Below are 17,295 nucleotides of genomic sequence, written 5' to 3'. Positions count from 1 at the left end.
GTGTGCAGCTTTTACCGCTTGCCGACAAGGCCACTCTGCGGCAGCCAAGACGCAGGTAAGTGCCCGCTCTCAGGCGCTCAGTGTTGCAGGTCGAGACTGGCGAGCTGCTGCCGGTTGAGCAGCACGATCTGGCGCTGGGTATTGCCGATGAAGCCGAGGACGCCGAGATCATGAAGGTGCGATATCGCCCGCGAGACGGTCTCCAGCGTCAAGCCGAGGTAATCGGCAATATCGCGCCGGGACATCGGAAGTGCCATGACATTGACCCCGGAGAGCCGCTTGTCCATTTCGAGCAGGAAAGCGGCGACGCGCTCCAAGGACGTCTTCCGGCCGAGCAGGAGCATGTGGTCCTCTGCGTGTTGCAGGTTGCTGGTCGTCATGTTGAGCAAGTTGCGCGCGACCATCGCGTCGCTCTCCGCCACCAGCTCCAGGCTTTGCCGCTTGATCAGCCGGACGGTGGTATCCACGATCGCCTCGGCGGTGAACCGATGCTCGCTGCCGTTCTCAAGTCCGAAAATGTCTCCGGCGAGGTGGAAGGCGCCGATCTGCCGGCGACCGTCCGACAGGAGTTTATAGCTTCGCACTGCACCAGACTTGACCTGGTAGACGTAATCTGCAGGTTCCTTCTCGCCGTAGATCTCAGTGCCCTTTTTATATGTAAATTCGTTTAAACTGACGATTGGATTTGAATCGCTCGTCATGCCGAGGTCTTTGAGCGAATTGGGGCGGGGAGACGCGTCTGTCGTGATGCGAACAAACATAGGCCCAACTCCTCAACTGATCGCTGAATTGGTCTGCCAGGCTGATATTTCGCCAGGAGAGGTGCCGCCGATGTCGCACTCCGGCTCGGGTCGGTTTACGACTAACGGCGTATTCTTCACCATTGTCTCATGGTTCATTGTACCAAGGGACAGGTCGGTGGGATGGATGCGCGGAATGAGAAGAGCGGGCTCCTGCGTCGGATCAAGCTTCGCGCCACAAACTCCGGCCTGCGAAACCTTCGGCATTAACGGGATGGCTAGAGCTCAAGCCCATCCAGGTGTTAGGTAAGCGGTTAAAGCAGATTGCAGGAAGCAGAGAGGGTCCATTGCCCGGCCTTGTTCACGTGGTCGACGACGATGCCTCGTTTCGAACAGCGATCGAGCGTCGGCTTAAACTTGCGGGCTACGACGTCGCGACCTATGCATCCTCGCAGGACCTGCTCGATCATCTGCCCCGCGATGAGCTGCCGAGCTGCATCCTCCTCGATGTGCAGATGCCGGGCCTGAGCGGACCGGATCTACAGAAACGTCTTAGTGAGCTTGGATCGACCGTCCCGATCGTGTTTCTCACCGGACACGCCGATACCGCGACGACTGTGCGGGCGATCAAGGCCGGCGCCGAGGATTTCTTGACCAAGCCGGTATCGTCGGGGCAACTGATTGAAGCGATCGAGCGGGCCTTGTCACAACAGGAGACCGCGCGCGGGCTGCGCAGCCGGCTCGATTCGCGTCGCGCTCATGTCGCGTCGCTGACGCCACGCGAGCGGCAGGTGTTTGACCTCATTGTGCGTGGGAAGATCAACAAGCAGATCGCGTATGAATTGGGAACGACCGAACGCACGGTCAAAGCACATCGACACCAGGTGATGGAGAAGATGCAGGTGAGCTCGCTCGCGGAACTGGTTTCAACGGCGCAGCTGCTTGGTATGCTGGATCCCGAGAGCGGCTCACACGGCTAGGCGATAACTAGTTCGCAGGTTCCCCCTGTGACTTGCACCAAAGGTCAATGGAAATCTCCCTGAGAGGGGTATTTCAACAAGCCGACGTGTTGGCTCCCCGGGAGACGAAGAACCGCGAGGCGCTTGACGCGTTCACGCAAGTCCATCGTGTTCTGCCAAGCTTTCCCTGTATGGAGTTGAGCCACTTGCAGCGCCGCAAGTCCATTTTCGTTGTCGATGATGACCCTTCCATGCGCAGGAGCATGAAGCGGCTGCTGCAGGAGCACGGCTTCGAGGCAAAGCTGTTCGAATCCGCCGAGGCGCTGGTAAATCATGGCAACTTTCAGCAGGCATTCTGTATCATTCTGGATATCAATCTGGATGGAGAATCTGGAATTGATTTGCGACGCTGGCTTGCGGAACAGCAGGTCCAGGTTCCGATTGTCTTTGTCACCGGCAACGACACTCACGAAAGCCGCGCGGCGGCAATTGCATCGGGATGCATCGCCTATTTGACCAAGCCCTTTGCCGCGGCCTCGCTCATCGATGTGTGGAGAGAGCCTGGGGCAGCTAGGCTGGACAAGTCAGCTGCGCGCTATTCGTCGATCTGCTGGTCGAACGTTTGGGCCGGCGGCCCCTTGTGAGCAGATGCGAACTGAGCAAGTGGCAGGGAGGCGGTAACCGACAGCATGTTGGGGTCGACAACCTCCAGCGCGAGCGTCTTGCCCGTTTCCATCTCCCTTATCAGGCCGGGTTTTGCCACATCGGCGGCTATGCAGGCGTTGTTCAGGCACCATGTGTACGGTACGGCATAGGTGTTGCCTTTGTCGACCGTGAGCTTGACGGGCACCTGGACAAACATGCCGACCGGCACGAACATCTGGAGCCGTGCCGTGCGGTCGCCCTCACGTTCGATCAAGTCCAACCGAACCGCCGTCTGCCCCGTGTCGAACGTGCCGGTGATCGAGGTCCGGCACACGGTCTTGGCGCCGCCCGGCTTGAAGCATAGTTTTCGCCAGTCGCCGTATTTGATATCATTCGCCATGCGCTGCCCCCGCGGTGAAATCTCGGCGGAGGCCGGCATGGTGGTGGTGGCGACGAGCAGCAGAAGCGCGAACTGCGCGGTCGCGTGATTGCGTGTCATCCGGATGGATTGACGATGTGAGCGTGCCATTGTGTCGCCTCCGGAAATCGAGCGCGTCGTCTATTTGATTTCGTCGAGAAATCTGCTCACGAGTGGCGACCAGATCGGAATGGCATCCGGCGAGCCGACGAAGAAATGCCCCTCATCGCCGAACGGCGGAACCAGATGGTATTGCGCCTTGCCCCCGGCCGAGGTGAAGGCCTCATGCATCCGCTTCGACAACGCGGGGCCGAAGAACGTGTCATTTTCGATATAGATCCACAGCATCGGCACCCGGGAGGTGCGACCGAAATCCATCGTCGCCTCGACCAGTTTATCCGGGGCGCAATTATTGTTCGGCTTGCCGCCGACACGCCCACCGCGGCCAGCGGCAAAGGTGATGATCGCTCCGATCTGCGGCGGGTTCATGCTGGAAAGCGCGATGGATGCCCAGCCGCCCGCAGACTGACCGACAACGACGACATCCTTCGGTGTGATGCGTTTTTCGGCAGCCAGGAAATCGATGATCCAGAGGTCGACCTGTGCCACCGCGAGGCCGGCGTCATGGAAATTGGGATTGGAGCACTTGCCGACCTTGGAAAAGAACGGTCCATAGAGTCCGCGTTCGGGAATATCGATGGCTGAGGCGCCGTAACCGGTGCCGACGGGAGCGACCACGAAGTAGCCGCGCCTTGCGAACCATTTCGCCGCGTCGCGGAACTCGACGAGTGGAAAGAAGCTGCGCTGTTTAGGGTCGAGCGATACGCCGTGGTTCATGATTGCGAGCGGGAACGGGCCATCGCCGACGGGTCGAACGACATAGGCGAACATCGGCAACGGTAACGGCAATGCCCACACTTCCTCCTGGATGCGGCGCGACGCGGCCTCATTGTCGGCCCATGACGGTGCAATCAAGGAGGACGCAAGCAGCTGCACGACCACCAGTAGCGGCTGGATCCATGTCCGTGGCTGCATTTCGTCCTCCCTCAGCCAACAAAGGTGCAAGCTACGATAATCGGCCCGAGCACGGTCAGAACCACATTGCCGACGGCGTAAGGCACGGCAACGCCGAGCACCGGCGTCTGGCTCTCGGCGATCTCGCAAGCCCCGGTCACGGCTGCATCGACCGTCATGGCGCCGGCGAGGGCTCCACAGGTGATGACCGGGTTCATGCGCAGGACGTGATAGGCAAACAGCGTCGCGACGACCAGCGGCACCAGTGTGACCACGAGGCCCATGCCGACCAGCAACAGGCCGTGCGCCTGGATCGCGACCCAGGCGGCGTGACCGTTGGCCAGGCCGATCGCCGCGATGAATCCACCGAGGCCGAGATCGCTCAGCGTCTGCTGCGCGGCCGGCGGCATTGCGCCCATCGTCGGCCGGCGCGAGCGCAGCCAGCCACAGAGGAGACCCGCGATCAGTGCGCCGCCACCGCCGCCGAGCGTCAGCGCGATGCCGCCGACCTTGAAGCTGACGAGCCCGGCCAGCAGCCCGGCGGCAATACCCGCCGCAAGGAAGGCAATGTCAGTACGGTCGCCGGAGCGTACGATCTGCCCGACCTGCTTCGCCGCGCGCTCGATGTTGCGGGTGCTGCCGACCAGCGTCATGACGTCACCGACATAGACACGCGTGTCCGCGCTCAGCGGGGCTTCGCGCCCATGCCGCGTCAGGGCGCGCAAAAACACACCGCGTGCATCGCCGCCGATGCGATCGGCCACATCCCGGATGGATCGGCCGTGGAGGTTGCGGTTGTCCACCAGCACGTCAAGCACATTGCCGGGGATCGCCTTCAGGATCTCGTCGGCATCGATCTCGGTGCCGATGATCGGCTTGGCGGCGACAATGGCGGCAGTTCGACCGGCGATGACGATGTCGTCGCCAGCCTCGAGCACGGTGTCCAGACGCGGTTCGATATCGGCGCCCTGGCGCACGATCCGTTCGATCACCGTGCGGCTGCCGATGTCCTCCTCGATCGCCTTGACGGTTCGGCCGGCCGCAGCCGTGACGCGATAGGCGCGAGCCTGGAACTTGCGATAGGATAGGTTCTCGGTCTTCGGCGGCGCGCCACCTGAAAGCTCGACCTCGAGCTTTTTCGCCTCGTCCTTGAGATTGACCCCCATCAGTTTCGGCGCCGCGAAGGGGACGTAGAGCAGTGTCAGAATGTAGCCGAGCACATAGGTGACGGCATATCCCGCTGCGATATTCGCTTCCTGTTGCTCCAGCACGGTCTTCGGCAATCCGAGCTGCGCCAGCGCGCCCGAGGCCGTGCCGATCACGGAAGACTGCGTCAGCGCGCCAGCCGCAAGCCCGGATGCCGTGCCGGGATCGAGCTTGAAGGCGAACGCAAAGGCCAGCACGATCACGAGACCAGTCCCGCCGAGCACGAGCGCCATGGCAACTTGGGCCAGGGTGCGGACACTCAACGAGGCGAAAAACTCCGGTCCGGATTTGTAACCGATCGTGAATACGAAGAGACTGAACAGCACGATCCTCAGCAGCGCGGGGAACGTAAAGGTGCCGAGTTGTCCGATCAGGACGGACGCGATCAGGATGCAGGCCGTGGTGCCGATCGCGAAGCCGTGGATCTTGACGCGTCCAAGCATGGTGCCAATGGCAACCGCAAGCAGCAGGAAGATCTCCGGAGCGGTGGAAATGATCCACCTGACAGTATCCATGATCGCAAATTCCCGGGCGCAATGATTGATGTCGAATTCGCGCCCGGGAACCGGGCGACTGCTTGATTTAGATCAATCCCAAGCCATCCTCGCTGCGGCGTCTTTTGGCCGATGCAGGATCTGCGACATCCGAAGTCCGCGCCATGAGCACTCTGGATCTAGCTGCGAGCGCATCGTTGCGGCGCAATGAGGCGCTTGAGGTCGCGCTGCTGCTCGCCTTCGCCGACGGCTATCTCGACGCCTACACATGGATGATCCACGGCGTCATGGCGAATGCCCAGACCGCCAATCTGGTCCTGCTCTGGGTCTATGGTTCGGTGGGCAATTGGGCCGCGGCGCTCCATTTCGTGCCGCCGATCCTGTCATTTGCGATCGGTGTCCTGGTTGCGGCATGGCTGCGCCACGCGACGGGAGATCGGGCCAGTGTCATCAGCACGCTGATCGAGATACTGCTTCTGATCGCAATCGGAATTCTGCACAACCGGCTGCCCGATCTTGCGGGCACGCTGGGCATTTCCTTTGTCGCGGCGATGCAGACCGCAATTTTCACCAAGGTCGAAGGCGTGGTCTACAGTTCGGTGATGATCACCGGTAACATGCGCCAGGCGATTGAGGGCGCGTTTGCGGCGGTCGTCGGCGGAGGTCCGCCGGGACCGCTTCGCCGCTCGGGCATGTTTGCAGCGCTGTGCGTCATGTTCGGCGTGGGAGCGGCGGTCGGGGCCTTCGCGACAAAGTCCTTTCCGAACCTGGCGCTCGGCATGCCCGTGATCGCCTTGCTGATCGTGTTGCTGCGCTGCGAGGTGGATCGCAGCGAGGCCCGCGCATGAGCGCCCCGTCTGGGCTGCAGGGGAGCTGGTTGCGGTACTTTCCGCCGTCGAGCTGGCTTGCGACCTATCGCAGGTCGTGGTTGCCATCGGATGCTGTCGCCGGCGTCACGCTTGCCGCTTACGCAATTCCGGTATCGCTGGCCTACGCCGCGCTGGCCGGGCTGCCGCCGCAGGTCGGGATCTACGGCTACATGCTCGGCGGCTTCGGTTACGCCTTGTTGGGCTCGTCGCGCCAGCTTGCGGTCGGCCCGACTTCGGCAATCTCGCTGATGATCGTGGGCACGGTAGGGCCGCTCGCCGCGGGCGATCCGGTGCGTTATGGGCAAATTGCAAGTCTTGCTGCCTTCGCGGTCGCGGTGTTGTGCCTCATCGCCTGGCTGTGCAAGCTCAGCGTCCTCGTCCGTCTGGTCAGCGACAGCATTCTCGTCGGCTTCAAGGCTGGCGCCGGGCTCACCATCATCATGAGCCAGCTGCCGAGCCTGTTCGGTGTTGCCGGTGGAGGCCATGACTTCTTCGAACGCGGCATTGAGCTCGCCGGGCAGCTCGGTGACGTGAATCCGCTGGTGCTCGCCGTCGGTCTGGTGGCATTCCTGCTTCTGCTGACCGGCGAGCGGCTGCTCCCCGGTAGGCCGGTCGGGATCGCGGTTGTGGCGCTGGCGATCGCGGTGGCAACCGCGCTCGGTCTGCCGGCTCTCGGCGTGCCCGTGACGGGAAGAATCCCCCAGGGCCTGCCGGTGCCTGGCTTGCCCACGTTCGGCCTGCTGGAGTTCGACGATCTCTTTCCGCTTGCCGCCGGATGTGTGCTGCTCGCCTACATAGAGGGTGTTTCGGCGGCTCGGAGCTTCGCCGCCAAGCATGGTGACAGCCTTGACGTCAGGCAGGAGTTCTTGGGCCTCGGTGCGGCCAATCTCGCTACGGCCTTAGGTCATGGCTATCCTGTGGCTGGCGGGTTGTCGCAATCCGCCGTCAACGACAGCGCGGGTGCCCGCACACCGTTGGCGCTGGTCATTTGCTCTGGGACGCTGGCGCTGTGTCTCTTGTTCTTCACAGGGCTACTGACCAATCTGCCCAAGGCGGTGCTGGCCGCCATCGTCTTTGCCGCCGTGTACCGGCTCGTCGACATCCGTACGTTGGCGCGGATGTGGCGCGTCAGCCGCATCGATTTCTACGCGGCGGTGATCGCATTGGTATCCGTCCTGCTGCTCGGCATCCTGCAAGGTGTCCTGCTGGCGTCGATCGCCTCCATCTTCCTGCTGCTGGCGCGCGCGTCACAGCCGAATGTGGCATTTCTCGGCAGGCTCCCGGGCAGCGGCCGGTACTCCGACAGCGCCAGGCACGAGGACGTGGAGCCGCTGGTTGGAATCATCGCGTTCCGCCCCGAAGCCTCGCTGCTCTATATTAATGCCGAGATGATCCTGGACGTCGTTCTGAATGCGCTCCAGAGGTCGTCGGATGTCAGGCTCGTTGCCTGCGACCTCTCGGCGTCGCCCTACATCGATCTGGCCGGCGCGCATATGCTCCGGAATCTCCACGACGAACTTGCGTCACGCCATGTCGCGTTCTGCATCGCCGGCGCGCATGCGCAATTGCGCGATTTGCTGCGCGCCGAGGGGCTCGCCGAGAGGACCGACAGCGGGCAATGGTTGCGCTCGCTCGACAACGTGCTCGGCGACAACCAGGCCAGATAGCGCCCGGGACATTTGCCGATCTCCGGCGCGACTTTCGTTCAGTCGCGCGTCCGTGTTGCATCGCGAAGCGTGCACGCTGCTCGCAGGCCGACTGATTTCATGCGCGACCGTTGACTTGGATCAATGGAGCTCTCCCGCGCGATACCCACGATCCGCCATCACCTTCGCCTCAAGAGCCAAGGATGGGGAGAGACATGCCCAAGGACGCCAAGCCTGCGCAGCAGCGCATCGATCAGTTCTTCTCCGGGCCCGGCGGACGGGCGGACAATTGGCGCGATCTGGTCGACGCGGCCAAAGCATGGTCCCGTGGCGGAGACCGTGCGAAGTATGACGCTGCGCTGGCCGATCTCTCCGTGACGGAGGAATTTCACGGCTATCCTGGCTTGCAGCTCATGGCAGCCTTGCGGGAGGCAGCCACGACTGGTGATGCGGCGACTTCGCTGGCGCTCGCAACACGGTTGGCGCAGGCTCTGACGACGAGATCGTTCCGTCAGCATGCGGGCGACTGGAATACGAATGACGAAGGCAACGGCGAGACGCCCGATCTGGTGCCGCAGATGTTCGGTCCGCACGCGGCGCGCCGTCCCTATTTCGAGACGTTGATCGTCACCGGCCTCACGTCCGGAAGTTGGCCCGCGCTCGCCAACGAATGGCGCAAGCTTCGGCGTCCGGTTGATCAGTTTGCCTATGAACCGGTTATCGTCGGCAGCCTCGAAGACGCTTTTTGCGCCGCTATGCTGAACCCCAATCTTGCAGCCGTCGTCATCAACGAAGGCTTTGCACTGCGCTCGCGCCATGACGCGCCCGTACTCCGCGCGATGACCGCGTCGGCCGGATTGAAAGACGAGTCCGATGCCTCGGCGCTGCGGCTCGCCCATATCATCAAGCGGGTCCGCCCCGAGCTCGACCTCTACCTGATGTCCAATCGCAATGTCGAGGAGATGGCCGGAAATCCCGAGGCCGACGTCGTCCGCCGGATCTTCTATTCGGTCGAGGAGCTGCTCGAACTGCATCTCTCGATCCTTGAAGGGGTGCAGGATCGCTATGACACGCCGTTCTTCGACAATCTCAAGAAATATGCACAGCGTCCGATCGGAACGTTCCATGCGCTGCCGATCGCGCGCGGCAAATCGGTCTTCAAGTCGGACTGGATCCGAGACATGGGCGAGTTCTACGGCCTGAACCTGTTCCTGGCCGAAAGCAGCGCGACCACCGGCGGCCTGGACAGCCTGTTGGAGCCGACCGGCAACATCAAGAAGGCGCAGGACAAGGCCGCACGCGCACTTGGCGCCGATCGCGTGTTCTTCGTGACCAACGGCACCTCGACGTCGAACAAGATGGCGGTGCAGGCGCTGATCGGACCGGGCGACATCGCCATCGTCGATCGCAATTGCCACAAATCGCATCACTACGGGATGGTGCTGGCCGGCGCGCAGCCGCTCTATGTCGAAGCCTTCCCGATGACGGAATATTCGATGTACGGCGCCGTGCCGCTGAAGACCATCAAGCAGGCTTTGTTGAGCGCCAAGGCCGACGGCCGGCTCGACCGCGTCAAGCTGCTGGATCTGACCAACTGCACCTTCGACGGTCATATCTACAATACCCGCCGGGTGATGGAGGAGTGCCTCGCCATCAAGCCCGACCTGATCTTCCTGTGGGACGAGGCCTGGTTCGGCTTCGCGCGCTTCTCGCCGTTCCTGCGACGGCGCACCGCGATGGGCGCCGCTAGCGAGATCGAAGCCTGGATGCACGACCCGAAATCGGTTACGGCCTACGAGGCGCAGCAGGCCGAGCTCGGCAAGAATCCGTCGGACCAGGTGCTGCTCAAGACCCGGCTGATCCCCGATCCGCGCCAGATTCGTCTTCGCGTGTACCAGACCAATTCGACCCACAAGTCGATGTCGGCGATCCGGCAGGGCTCGATGCTGGCGGTCAAGGACGTCGAATTCCACACGGTGGAGCAGCAGTTCAAGGAAGCCGTGTTCACGCACGCCTCCACCAGTCCGAACCAGCAGCTGATCGCGAGCCTGGACGTCTCGCGGCGCCAGATGGAGCTCGAGGGTTACGGTCTCGTGGCCAATGCGATCGAGATCGCGCTCGCCATCCGACAGGCAGTCAACACCAATCCGCTCATCTCGAGATATTTCCGTATCCTCGGTGCCGACGCCATGGTGCCGGCACAATACCGGCAAAGCGGGTTTACCGACTATTTGGCGGCCGGAACGAACTGGGCGAGTGCCCTGAAGAGCCTGGACGATGACGAGTTTTGCCTCGATCCAACCCGCATGACGCTGGTGTGCGGCACGGCCGGCTTCGACGGCACGCAGTTCAAGGGCATCCTCGCGAACGACCACAACATCCAGGTCAACAAGACCTCGCGCAACTCGGTGCTGCTCCAGTCCAACATCAACAACACGCGCAGCGACGTGGCACATCTTGTCAGGGTGCTGGCGGAGATCGCCGGTGAGGTCGACCGTGGCCTGACCCAAGGCGGAGCCAATGCGAAGAAGACCTTCGAGGCGCGGGTGAAGAGCCTGATGACCGACGTGCCCGACTTGCCGAACTTCTCGCATTTCCACCAGAGTTTCCGCGGCGATGCCGGCGCCAAAACCAACGAAGGTGATATCCGCAGTGGCTTCTACGCGGCCTATGACGCGGCAGGATGCGAGTACATCCGGCTCGCCGATCCCGAGATCGACCGGCGCCTGAAGGCCGGTCCCGACCTGGTCTCCGCTAGTTTCGTGATTCCTTATCCTCCGGGCTTCCCGATCATGGTGCCGGGTCAGGTCATCACCCAGGAAACCATCGACTTCATGCGCAAGCTCGATGTGAAGGAAATCCATGGCTATGACGCCAAGGAAGGCCTGAAGCTCGTGCGGACCGAAGCCTTGGCGAAGATCGGCAGGCCCAAGCCCGGCGCGCAGCCGAAGTTGAAGGCCGCCTCATAAACAGGGGACGAACATGCAGGGCTTTTTTACCTTCCTGCAGCAGAATCCGTATCTGCTGCTGTTCTTCGTCGTCGGCGTCGCAGTCTACATCGGGCGGGCGAGCATCAAGGGTTACGGCCTCGGCATGGTCGCCGGCGCCATCGTGGTCGGCGCGGGACTGTCGGTATGGGCCTCGACTTACGGCGTCAAGCTCGAGTTGAACAATTTCGCCAAGAGCCTTTTCTACTATCTCTTCATGTATGGAGTCGGCCTGCGGGTGGGACCGTCCTTCATCAACAGTCTGAAGGGTGACGGGCTCAAATTCTGCATTCTGGCGGTGGTGTCGAGCGTGATCGGACTGACGCTTGTCGTGCTCGGAGCGAAATTGTTCGCATTGCCGACCGGAGCGGCCGGCGGCATGCTGGCGGGTTCTCAGACCATGTCGGCCGCGATCGGTTCGGCCGAACAGGCGATCACCTCCGGTGTGGTCAAGCTGCCTGAGGGCATGAAGCCCGAAGAGGCGTCCGGCATGATCGCGCTGTCCTATGGCATCACCTACATCTGGGGCACCGTCGGAATCATCCTGATCTGCAAGTATCTGCCGCGCTGGTGGGGTGTCGACGCCAAGGCCGCAGCCAAGAAGTACGAGCAGGATTTTGGCGTCAAGGATCTCGAGGGCGGAGGCCTCACTGGCTATCGGCAGTTCGGACTGCGCGCCTACCGGCTCGAAAACTCGGCGCAATTCGGCACGAGCATCGCCAAATTCCGCAAGGTCAATCCCGAGTACCGCATCGTCAACGTGGCGCGTGGCGGCGAATTGTTGGGAGCCGATCCCGACCTCGTGCTGCAGAAGGGCGACGTCGTCGCGCTCGGCGGCTCGACCGAGCATCTGACCGACAAGATGGGCTTGATCGGGCCGGAGGTTGCGGATGCCAAGGTGCTGGGCATTCCCATGGATCAGGCGGACATTCTCATCACCAACAAGAACATGGTCGGACGGACCTTCGAATCCTTCCGCGAGACGGCGATCGCTGGGCAGTTGCAGGTCACCAAGGTCGAGCGTGGTGGCGTTGCAATCCCGGCCGGTCTGAAGACCGAGCTCCAGCGGATGGATATCGTCTCGGTGGTCGGCCTGAAGTCCGCCGTCAACGAGCTCGGCGAGATGTGGGGGCGCATTGCGCGGACCAACACCTCGACCGACCTCCTGACGCTCGCCGTCGGCATGATCATCGGCTTCTTGATCGGCATGATCGAGTTTCCGGCCTTCGGCGCCAAGATCGGCCTCGGCAATGCCGGCGGCCTCCTGCTGTCAGGCGTGATCGTCTCCTCCTTGGTCTCCCGGTTGCGCTTCTTTGGCAACACGCCGAATGCGGCGCGGAATGTGCTCGAGGACCTCGGCCTCGTCGTCTTCGTCGCCATTGTCGGCGTTAATGCAGGCGCGGGCTTGCTGGCCCAGCTTACGGGCGCGGTGGCGCTGAAGATCTTCATCGTCGGATTTATCGCCTGTACGATCCCGCCTTTCATCGTCTGGGCGATCGGCTTCCACGTTTTCAAGATCAACCCGGCCGTGCTGATGGGCGGCGTCGCCGGTGCTCGTTCGCATTCGGGGCCGTGTCGCGAGGCTGCGGTCGAGATCCAGAGCTCAGTGCCCTGGATTGGCTTCCCGGTCGGTTACGCCGTCTCGGGCATCCTGCTCACGGTATTCGGTTACTTCGCGATGATCCTGGCGCAATAGCGCGGCATCTTCATTCAAGGGACAACAGACATGAAAAGACTTGCTGCTTGCGCCGCGCTCGCCACTCTCCTTTCCGGAGCCCTCGGTTCCAGCACGCCGACGCATGCCGAGACCGGGCAGGTGGCAGTCGTCTTCACCAAGGGTGGCTTCATCGTCGGCGTCGGCGGTGGCGAAGGTGTTCTGCTCCTTCGGGGTAAGAAATATCCCTTTACCGTATCCGGCATGAGCGTCGGCTTCACGATCGGCGCCTCGACCACCAAGCTGGTTGGCCGCGCCCTCAATTTGAGGGGACCGGCATCCATCGAGGGCTCTTACGCGGTGGGCGGAGCGGGCGGCGCCATTGCGGCGGGTGCGGGAGCCGTTCAACTGCAGAACGCCAACGGCGTGATCCTACAGCTCAGCGGTCCGAAGGTCGGCGCCGAAGTGTCAGCTGCCGTGGGTGGTGTGACCATACGTTTGAAATAGACGCGGAGCGATCGGGCCGCCTCAGCGCGGCGCGATGCGCGCGGTCGAGGGGCGGCGTCCCTCCTGATCGAGGTCGAGCCAGGGAGTCGCCGGACATATTGCCATTTGGGTGCCGTCCGCGATTTCGCGAGGCATCGTCGAAGGGCGGATCACGGCACCCTAATATCGAGGGAGGACTAGCCATGCTTCGTTATCTTCTCGCAGCTGTTGCGGCGTTCGTTCTTCTCACCGCTACTCTCATCCCCGATGATGCCTACGCCCGTCGTGGCGGCGGTGGTGGCGGTTATCGCGGCGGTGGAGGAGGCATGCGGGCCGGTGGCTTTCACGGTGGCGGCTATCGTGGCGGCGCGGTTCACGCCGGACGGATCCACGGCGGTGGCGGGCGCGGCTATCGCGTCGGAGGCCCACGACCGAGCCATCCGATCGCCGGTCGTCCGGGCCGTCCAGGTTACCCCGTTGCCGGTCGGCCAGGCCGCCCGGTCGCCGGTTATCCCCGCTACGGCTACCGCGGCGCAGCCTACGGTGCCGCCGCCGGGGCCGCCGCAATCGGAGCCTATGGATACTACAACAACAACTACAACAATGGCTGTTATCAGGACACCTACGGCAATTGGGTCTGTCCGCAGTATCCTAACCAGTATCGATACTGAGAACGCGCTGCTGACGGTCGGGACGGTGGTCCGTCAGCGGTGAGGGTTCCGGCGTCGAGCGATCGGGCCGCATCATCGCGCGGCCCGATCCTCGTCAATATCGTTCAGCGACGAAATTCATCCCGCGCAAGCTTGCCTGGTCATTGTAGCGGCCCTTGTCCGAGCGCCTCGGCAATTTGACCTTGTCCTTCTTGATGCGCTTGCAGGGAATTGACTTCAGCACATGTGCGATACAATTCAGCCTTGCGCGGCGTTTGTCGTCGGAGCGGATGATGTACCATGGCGCGTGCTTGGTGCTCGTCTTCCTGAGCATCAGGTCGCGGGCCCGCGAATAGTCGTACCAGCGCCGATAGGATTCCAGATCCATCGGGCTCAACTTCCATTGCCGCACCGGATCGTCGATGCGGGCCCTGAAACGGCGCTCCTGCTCGTCCATCCCCACTTCCAGCCAGATCTTGATCAGGATGATGCCGCCGTCGATGACGTATTTCTCCATCTGCGGACAGAGCGAGAGAAAGCGCTCGTGCTCGGCGGGCGTGCAGAACCCCATCACATACTCGACGCCGGCGCGGTTGTACCAGCTCCGGTCGAAGATCACGATCTCGCCGCCGGCGGGAAACTGCTGCATGTAGCGCTGGAAGAAGAGCTGCGTCTTCTCTCGGTCGGATGGCGCCGGCAATGCAACCACGCGGAACACGCGCGGGCTGACTTTTTCGGTGATGGCCTTGATCGTACCGCCCTTGCCGGCGGCGTCGCGGCCTTCGAACAGGATGATGACCCGTAGCTTGTTCGCTCGGACATAGTCCTGGAGATGACACAGCTCGACCTGGAGCTTCTCCAATTCCTTCTCGTAGTCCTTGCGCTTCATCCGCTCGGCAGGCTTGTCCTTGGCCATGCTCGCCCTTTCGCCGTCAGGTCTCAGCTGGCGGTCCCGCGCTCAATCACCCCAGGAAATCGTGATGCCGATGTCCCCCGGCACGCCGCCGGGAAAATCGATGATCTGGTAGGCGATGCGATAGCCACGTGGCTTCAGATGGTCGGTCCAGAGTTGGAAGATTTCCTTCGGGATGCCGGTCAACGTGCTTTCCCAGCCCTTCTCCATCTGATTGATGGCGCGGCCCTTGTCGGTGCATAGCGTGTTGGGGAAGCGATAGACCTGAACCTCGGTCAAGCCATTTCGCACCGCACGCTGGATGATGGTCGAGGCGAGCTTGACCTTCTCCTCTTCGGTCTTGCCAGAAGGCTTGCTGAGGCGTTCAATCAGGGCCCGCTTCTCGGCTTCGGCGGCGGCGGCAAGCCGCGCATATTCGTCCGCCTTCTCGGCCTCCTTGACGGCTGCTTCCTTGCGGATCTGCGTGGCACTGGGGATGAGGTCATCGATGCCGGGCATGGCGGGCGGCTCCTGTTGGGCTGTTGCGCGTCGGCTTTCAGGCGAGGCTAGGTAGGGCCGCTCCAGGTCCGTTGATTCAGATCAAGCAATTGCGAGACCCGGTACCGACACTGCATTCGCCGCATTGACGTGAACACGCGGGCCGAAAGGGAGAGACCGTTGAGCGAGCAGCTTCATCCGATGGCCCCGCATCATCTGCCGTTCTATCTCGCGCCGGGAAGCGGGGTGGACACGCTGATGGTCGTGATGGGCATCTTCCTGATCGGTACCGTGCTCTGGGTTGGCACGCTTTATTGGAAACTGCACAGCCTGCCCGAGCGGATGGCACACAAGTCACAGAAGCTGCAATTCGAATTCGTAGCCGTGCTCGGCCTGATCTCGCTCTTTACCCATATGCATATCTTCTGGGTGGCGGGCCTGTTGCTTGCGCTGATTGATCTCCCCGATTTCGGCACGCCGCTGCGCAGCATTGCCGGCTCCGTTGAGAGGATTGCTGACGCAACGCCGGGCGAAGCAGGCGACGTGGTGGCCGAGTCCCGATCGGACGCCGGGGCCGGTATACCGCCGACGGGGAAATCCGGTCCCGCGAAGGAGAAGGAGCACAGCCATGTTTGAGCTCATGTTCTGCTCTCTCCTCACGATCCTGCCCGACTATCTCTACCGCCGCTATGCCCAGGGCAAGCGCTTCGGCAAGGAGATCACCTTCTTCTCAATCTGGTACGAGCTGAGATGGGGCATCACGGGCTGCCTGATGCTGACGGTGTCGCTCATCACCATGATCTTCTACTTCCATCCTTCCACTACGTCGGCCGCGCTCTATTTCCGCACCGTGCCGATCCTGCCCGAAGGGGCGGGGCGGGTGGCCGAGGTCAAGGTTGGTTTCAGCGAACCGGTGAAGCAGGGTGACGTGCTGTTTACGCTCGACAGCTCCAGGCAGCGGGCCGCGTTCGAGACCGCCGCGCGCAAGGTCGCCGAGGTCGACGCGTCCATGTTGGCGGCGCAATCCGACGTGGTCAGGGCCGAAGCTCAGATCCAGGAGGCCAAAGCCAATTATCAGCAAGCCAGGGATGAGCTCGACACCAAGTCCGACCTTCAGCGCCGCAATCCCGGCATCGTGCCGCAGCGCGACATCGAGAAGCTTCAGGTGCTGGTCGATCAGCGCCAGGCCGGCGTTGACGCGGCGACAGCCGTAAAGCAATCGGCGGCCTTGCAGGTCTCGACGCTCATTCCGGCGCAGAAGGCGAGCGCCGAAGCGGCGTTGGCTCAGGCCCAGGTCGATCTCGACAAAACCGTCGTTCGCGCCGGCGTAGACGGCCGTGTCGAGCAGTTCCTGGTTCGCACCGGCGACGTCGTCAACCAGTTGATGCGGCCGGCCGGCGTGCTGATCCCGGAAGGCGCCGGCCGCGGGGCCCTACAGGCGGGCTTCGGCCAGATCGAGGCGCAGGTGATGAAGGAAGGCATGCTGGCCGAAGCCACCTGCATCTCGAAGCCCTGGGTGATCATCCCGATGGTTGTGACGACGGTGCAGGACTACATCGCGGCCGGACAGTTCCGCTCCGGCGAACAGTTGATCGATCCGCAGAACATCGCGCGGCCCGGCACCATCCTGGTTTATCTCGAGCCGCTCTACAACGGCGGCCTTGATGGCGTGACGGCGGGCAGCAGCTGCATTGTCAACGCCTATACCAGCAATCACGAGGAGATCAGCGCAAAGGACACAGGCACCTTCCGCAAGATCGCGCTGCATGTGGTCGATGGCGTCGGCCTTGTGCACGCGCTGCTGCTACGTATCCAGGCGCTGCTGCTGCCGATCAAGACGCTCGTTCTGAGCGGACATTGATGCGGCGAGCCCCCCGCGGGCGCCAGCAAGGTCGACCTTGACTCCGCTGCCATGGCCGATTTCGACGAAATTACACCGGGCACACCGTCAGGAGCGAAGAAATGACCCAGTCGCGCAAATTCATCGTTTGCGCGTCCGCGGCACTCGCCCTTGCCGCGGGATTGTCCATGAATGGGACAAACCGTCTCGCTGACGGCGCCCTCTTCTCAGAGGCGCAGGCAAGAGTAGGGTGGCCGCTGACCCCCATGAGCTATGCCGGGATGGCCCGTCGAACGA

Annotated in this window: 16 protein-coding genes; 10 read left to right on the top strand and 6 right to left on the bottom strand. The window is 62.5% G+C overall.

Going from position 1 to position 17,295, the window contains the following annotated elements; genetic code table 11:
- Positions 1–77: 77 nt before the first annotated feature.
- Positions 78–761: a helix-turn-helix domain-containing protein gene (locus ACFLEY_RS29040; RefSeq protein WP_011086250.1), complete on the bottom strand. Its 684-nt coding sequence runs from the start codon at positions 759–761 to the stop codon at positions 78–80.
- Positions 762–1,087: 326 nt separating this feature from the next.
- Here ACFLEY_RS29040 and ACFLEY_RS29035 point away from each other — a divergent pair, with 326 nt between their 5' ends.
- Positions 1,088–1,720 (top strand): response regulator transcription factor, encoded by a 633-nt coding sequence (locus tag ACFLEY_RS29035; RefSeq protein WP_162185827.1) that lies wholly within the window; start codon positions 1,088–1,090, stop codon positions 1,718–1,720.
- A 47-nt stretch (positions 1,721–1,767) separates the two neighbouring features.
- Positions 1,768–2,343 carry a response regulator transcription factor gene (locus ACFLEY_RS29030; protein ID WP_060911409.1) on the top strand — a complete coding sequence of 192 codons (576 nt, stop codon included), beginning with the start codon at positions 1,768–1,770 and terminating at the stop codon, positions 2,341–2,343.
- Here the strand turns inward: ACFLEY_RS29030 and ACFLEY_RS29025 are convergent.
- The 3 genes from ACFLEY_RS29025 to ACFLEY_RS29015 are packed head-to-tail and all read right to left on the bottom strand — an operon-like array spanning position 2,295 to position 5,497.
- Positions 2,295–2,873 carry an invasion associated locus B family protein gene (locus ACFLEY_RS29025; RefSeq protein ID WP_028171962.1) on the bottom strand — a complete coding sequence of 193 codons (579 nt, stop codon included), beginning with the start codon at positions 2,871–2,873 and terminating at the stop codon, positions 2,295–2,297. The two genes, ACFLEY_RS29030 and ACFLEY_RS29025, sit on opposite strands and share 49 nt — an antisense overlap.
- Before the next feature lie 30 nt (positions 2,874–2,903).
- Positions 2,904–3,797 carry a S9 family peptidase gene (locus tag ACFLEY_RS29020; RefSeq protein WP_028171961.1) on the bottom strand — a complete coding sequence of 298 codons (894 nt, stop codon included), beginning with the start codon at positions 3,795–3,797 and terminating at the stop codon, positions 2,904–2,906.
- Between the two features lie 11 nt (positions 3,798–3,808).
- Entirely contained in the window at positions 3,809–5,497 is a 1,689-nt protein-coding gene (locus ACFLEY_RS29015) for an aspartate:alanine exchanger family transporter (protein WP_211433530.1), read from the bottom strand.
- A gap of 143 nt (positions 5,498–5,640) precedes the next feature.
- Between ACFLEY_RS29015 and ACFLEY_RS29010 the strand changes: the two genes are divergently transcribed.
- The 6 genes from ACFLEY_RS29010 to ACFLEY_RS28985 all read left to right on the top strand — a co-directional run bounded on the left by ACFLEY_RS29010 (position 5,641) and on the right by ACFLEY_RS28985 (position 13,789).
- Positions 5,641–6,324 (top strand): YoaK family protein, encoded by a 684-nt coding sequence (locus ACFLEY_RS29010; protein ID WP_211433531.1) that lies wholly within the window; start codon positions 5,641–5,643, stop codon positions 6,322–6,324.
- Positions 6,321–8,012, top strand: a complete 1,692-nt coding sequence (locus tag ACFLEY_RS29005) for a SulP family inorganic anion transporter (RefSeq protein ID WP_161535523.1) — start codon at positions 6,321–6,323, stop codon at positions 8,010–8,012. The genes ACFLEY_RS29010 and ACFLEY_RS29005 overlap by 4 nt, the downstream gene beginning before the upstream one ends.
- 194 nt (positions 8,013–8,206) lie before the next feature.
- The gene (locus ACFLEY_RS29000) at positions 8,207–10,960 is read left to right on the top strand and encodes a decarboxylase (RefSeq protein ID WP_028171958.1); all 2,754 of its coding nucleotides are present in this window, start codon (positions 8,207–8,209) and stop codon (positions 10,958–10,960) included.
- Between the two features lie 13 nt (positions 10,961–10,973).
- Complete coding sequence (locus ACFLEY_RS28995; RefSeq protein ID WP_060911412.1) at positions 10,974–12,674, top strand: aspartate:alanine exchanger family transporter; 1,701 nt, start codon at positions 10,974–10,976, stop codon at positions 12,672–12,674.
- A 30-nt stretch (positions 12,675–12,704) separates the two neighbouring features.
- A complete protein-coding gene (locus ACFLEY_RS28990; protein WP_028171956.1) occupies positions 12,705–13,139 on the top strand; it encodes a hypothetical protein in 435 nt (144 codons plus the stop codon).
- Positions 13,140–13,321: 182 nt separating this feature from the next.
- Positions 13,322–13,789, top strand: coding sequence for a hypothetical protein (locus ACFLEY_RS28985; protein WP_011086263.1), 468 nt, complete (start codon positions 13,322–13,324; stop codon positions 13,787–13,789).
- A 94-nt stretch (positions 13,790–13,883) separates the two neighbouring features.
- Here ACFLEY_RS28985 and ppk2 read toward each other — a convergent pair whose 3' ends face one another.
- Positions 13,884–14,684 carry a polyphosphate kinase 2 gene (gene ppk2, locus ACFLEY_RS28980; protein ID WP_011086264.1) on the bottom strand — a complete coding sequence of 267 codons (801 nt, stop codon included), beginning with the start codon at positions 14,682–14,684 and terminating at the stop codon, positions 13,884–13,886.
- 42 nt (positions 14,685–14,726) lie between these two features.
- Complete coding sequence (locus ACFLEY_RS28975; RefSeq protein WP_060911414.1) at positions 14,727–15,179, bottom strand: hypothetical protein; 453 nt, start codon at positions 15,177–15,179, stop codon at positions 14,727–14,729.
- A 180-nt stretch (positions 15,180–15,359) separates the two neighbouring features.
- Here ACFLEY_RS28975 and ACFLEY_RS28970 point away from each other — a divergent pair, with 180 nt between their 5' ends.
- Both ACFLEY_RS28970 and ACFLEY_RS28965 read left to right on the top strand, forming a co-directional pair.
- The gene (locus tag ACFLEY_RS28970; RefSeq protein WP_060913025.1) at positions 15,360–15,794 is read left to right on the top strand and encodes a hypothetical protein; all 435 of its coding nucleotides are present in this window, start codon (positions 15,360–15,362) and stop codon (positions 15,792–15,794) included.
- The gene (locus ACFLEY_RS28965; protein ID WP_060911415.1) at positions 15,787–17,019 is read left to right on the top strand and encodes an HlyD family secretion protein; all 1,233 of its coding nucleotides are present in this window, start codon (positions 15,787–15,789) and stop codon (positions 17,017–17,019) included. Before ACFLEY_RS28970 ends, ACFLEY_RS28965 begins: the two co-directional genes overlap by 8 nt.
- Positions 17,020–17,295: the final 276 nt, after the last annotated feature.

Source organism: Bradyrhizobium sp. YCK136 (assembly GCF_044570075.1).
Taxonomy (GTDB): domain Bacteria; phylum Pseudomonadota; class Alphaproteobacteria; order Rhizobiales; family Xanthobacteraceae; genus Bradyrhizobium; species Bradyrhizobium diazoefficiens.
Note: the sequence above shows the minus strand (reverse complement) of the source record. Positions and strands in the feature narration are given on the sequence as shown.

What these genes read in the sequence shown, in the direction of transcription:
- ACFLEY_RS29040 (WP_011086250.1), bottom strand. Translation starts at nt 761, where the DNA reads ATGTTTGTTCGCATCACGACAGACGCGTCTCCCCGCCCCAATTCGCTC.
- ACFLEY_RS29000 (WP_028171958.1), top strand. Translation starts at nt 8,207, where the DNA reads ATGCCCAAGGACGCCAAGCCTGCGCAGCAGCGCATCGATCAGTTCTTC.
- ACFLEY_RS29010 (WP_211433531.1), top strand. Translation starts at nt 5,641, where the DNA reads ATGAGCACTCTGGATCTAGCTGCGAGCGCATCGTTGCGGCGCAATGAG.
- ppk2 (WP_011086264.1), bottom strand. Translation starts at nt 14,684, where the DNA reads ATGGCCAAGGACAAGCCTGCCGAGCGGATGAAGCGCAAGGACTACGAG.
- ACFLEY_RS28965 (WP_060911415.1), top strand. Translation starts at nt 15,787, where the DNA reads ATGTTTGAGCTCATGTTCTGCTCTCTCCTCACGATCCTGCCCGACTAT.
- ACFLEY_RS29030 (WP_060911409.1), top strand. Translation starts at nt 1,768, where the DNA reads ATGGAAATCTCCCTGAGAGGGGTATTTCAACAAGCCGACGTGTTGGCT.
- ACFLEY_RS28970 (WP_060913025.1), top strand. Translation starts at nt 15,360, where the DNA reads ATGGCCCCGCATCATCTGCCGTTCTATCTCGCGCCGGGAAGCGGGGTG.
- ACFLEY_RS28990 (WP_028171956.1), top strand. Translation starts at nt 12,705, where the DNA reads ATGAAAAGACTTGCTGCTTGCGCCGCGCTCGCCACTCTCCTTTCCGGA.
- ACFLEY_RS28985 (WP_011086263.1), top strand. Translation starts at nt 13,322, where the DNA reads ATGCTTCGTTATCTTCTCGCAGCTGTTGCGGCGTTCGTTCTTCTCACC.
- ACFLEY_RS29020 (WP_028171961.1), bottom strand. Translation starts at nt 3,797, where the DNA reads ATGCAGCCACGGACATGGATCCAGCCGCTACTGGTGGTCGTGCAGCTG.
- ACFLEY_RS29005 (WP_161535523.1), top strand. Translation starts at nt 6,321, where the DNA reads ATGAGCGCCCCGTCTGGGCTGCAGGGGAGCTGGTTGCGGTACTTTCCG.
- ACFLEY_RS28975 (WP_060911414.1), bottom strand. Translation starts at nt 15,179, where the DNA reads ATGCCCGGCATCGATGACCTCATCCCCAGTGCCACGCAGATCCGCAAG.
- ACFLEY_RS29025 (WP_028171962.1), bottom strand. Translation starts at nt 2,873, where the DNA reads ATGGCACGCTCACATCGTCAATCCATCCGGATGACACGCAATCACGCG.
- ACFLEY_RS28995 (WP_060911412.1), top strand. Translation starts at nt 10,974, where the DNA reads ATGCAGGGCTTTTTTACCTTCCTGCAGCAGAATCCGTATCTGCTGCTG.
- ACFLEY_RS29015 (WP_211433530.1), bottom strand. Translation starts at nt 5,497, where the DNA reads ATGGATACTGTCAGGTGGATCATTTCCACCGCTCCGGAGATCTTCCTG.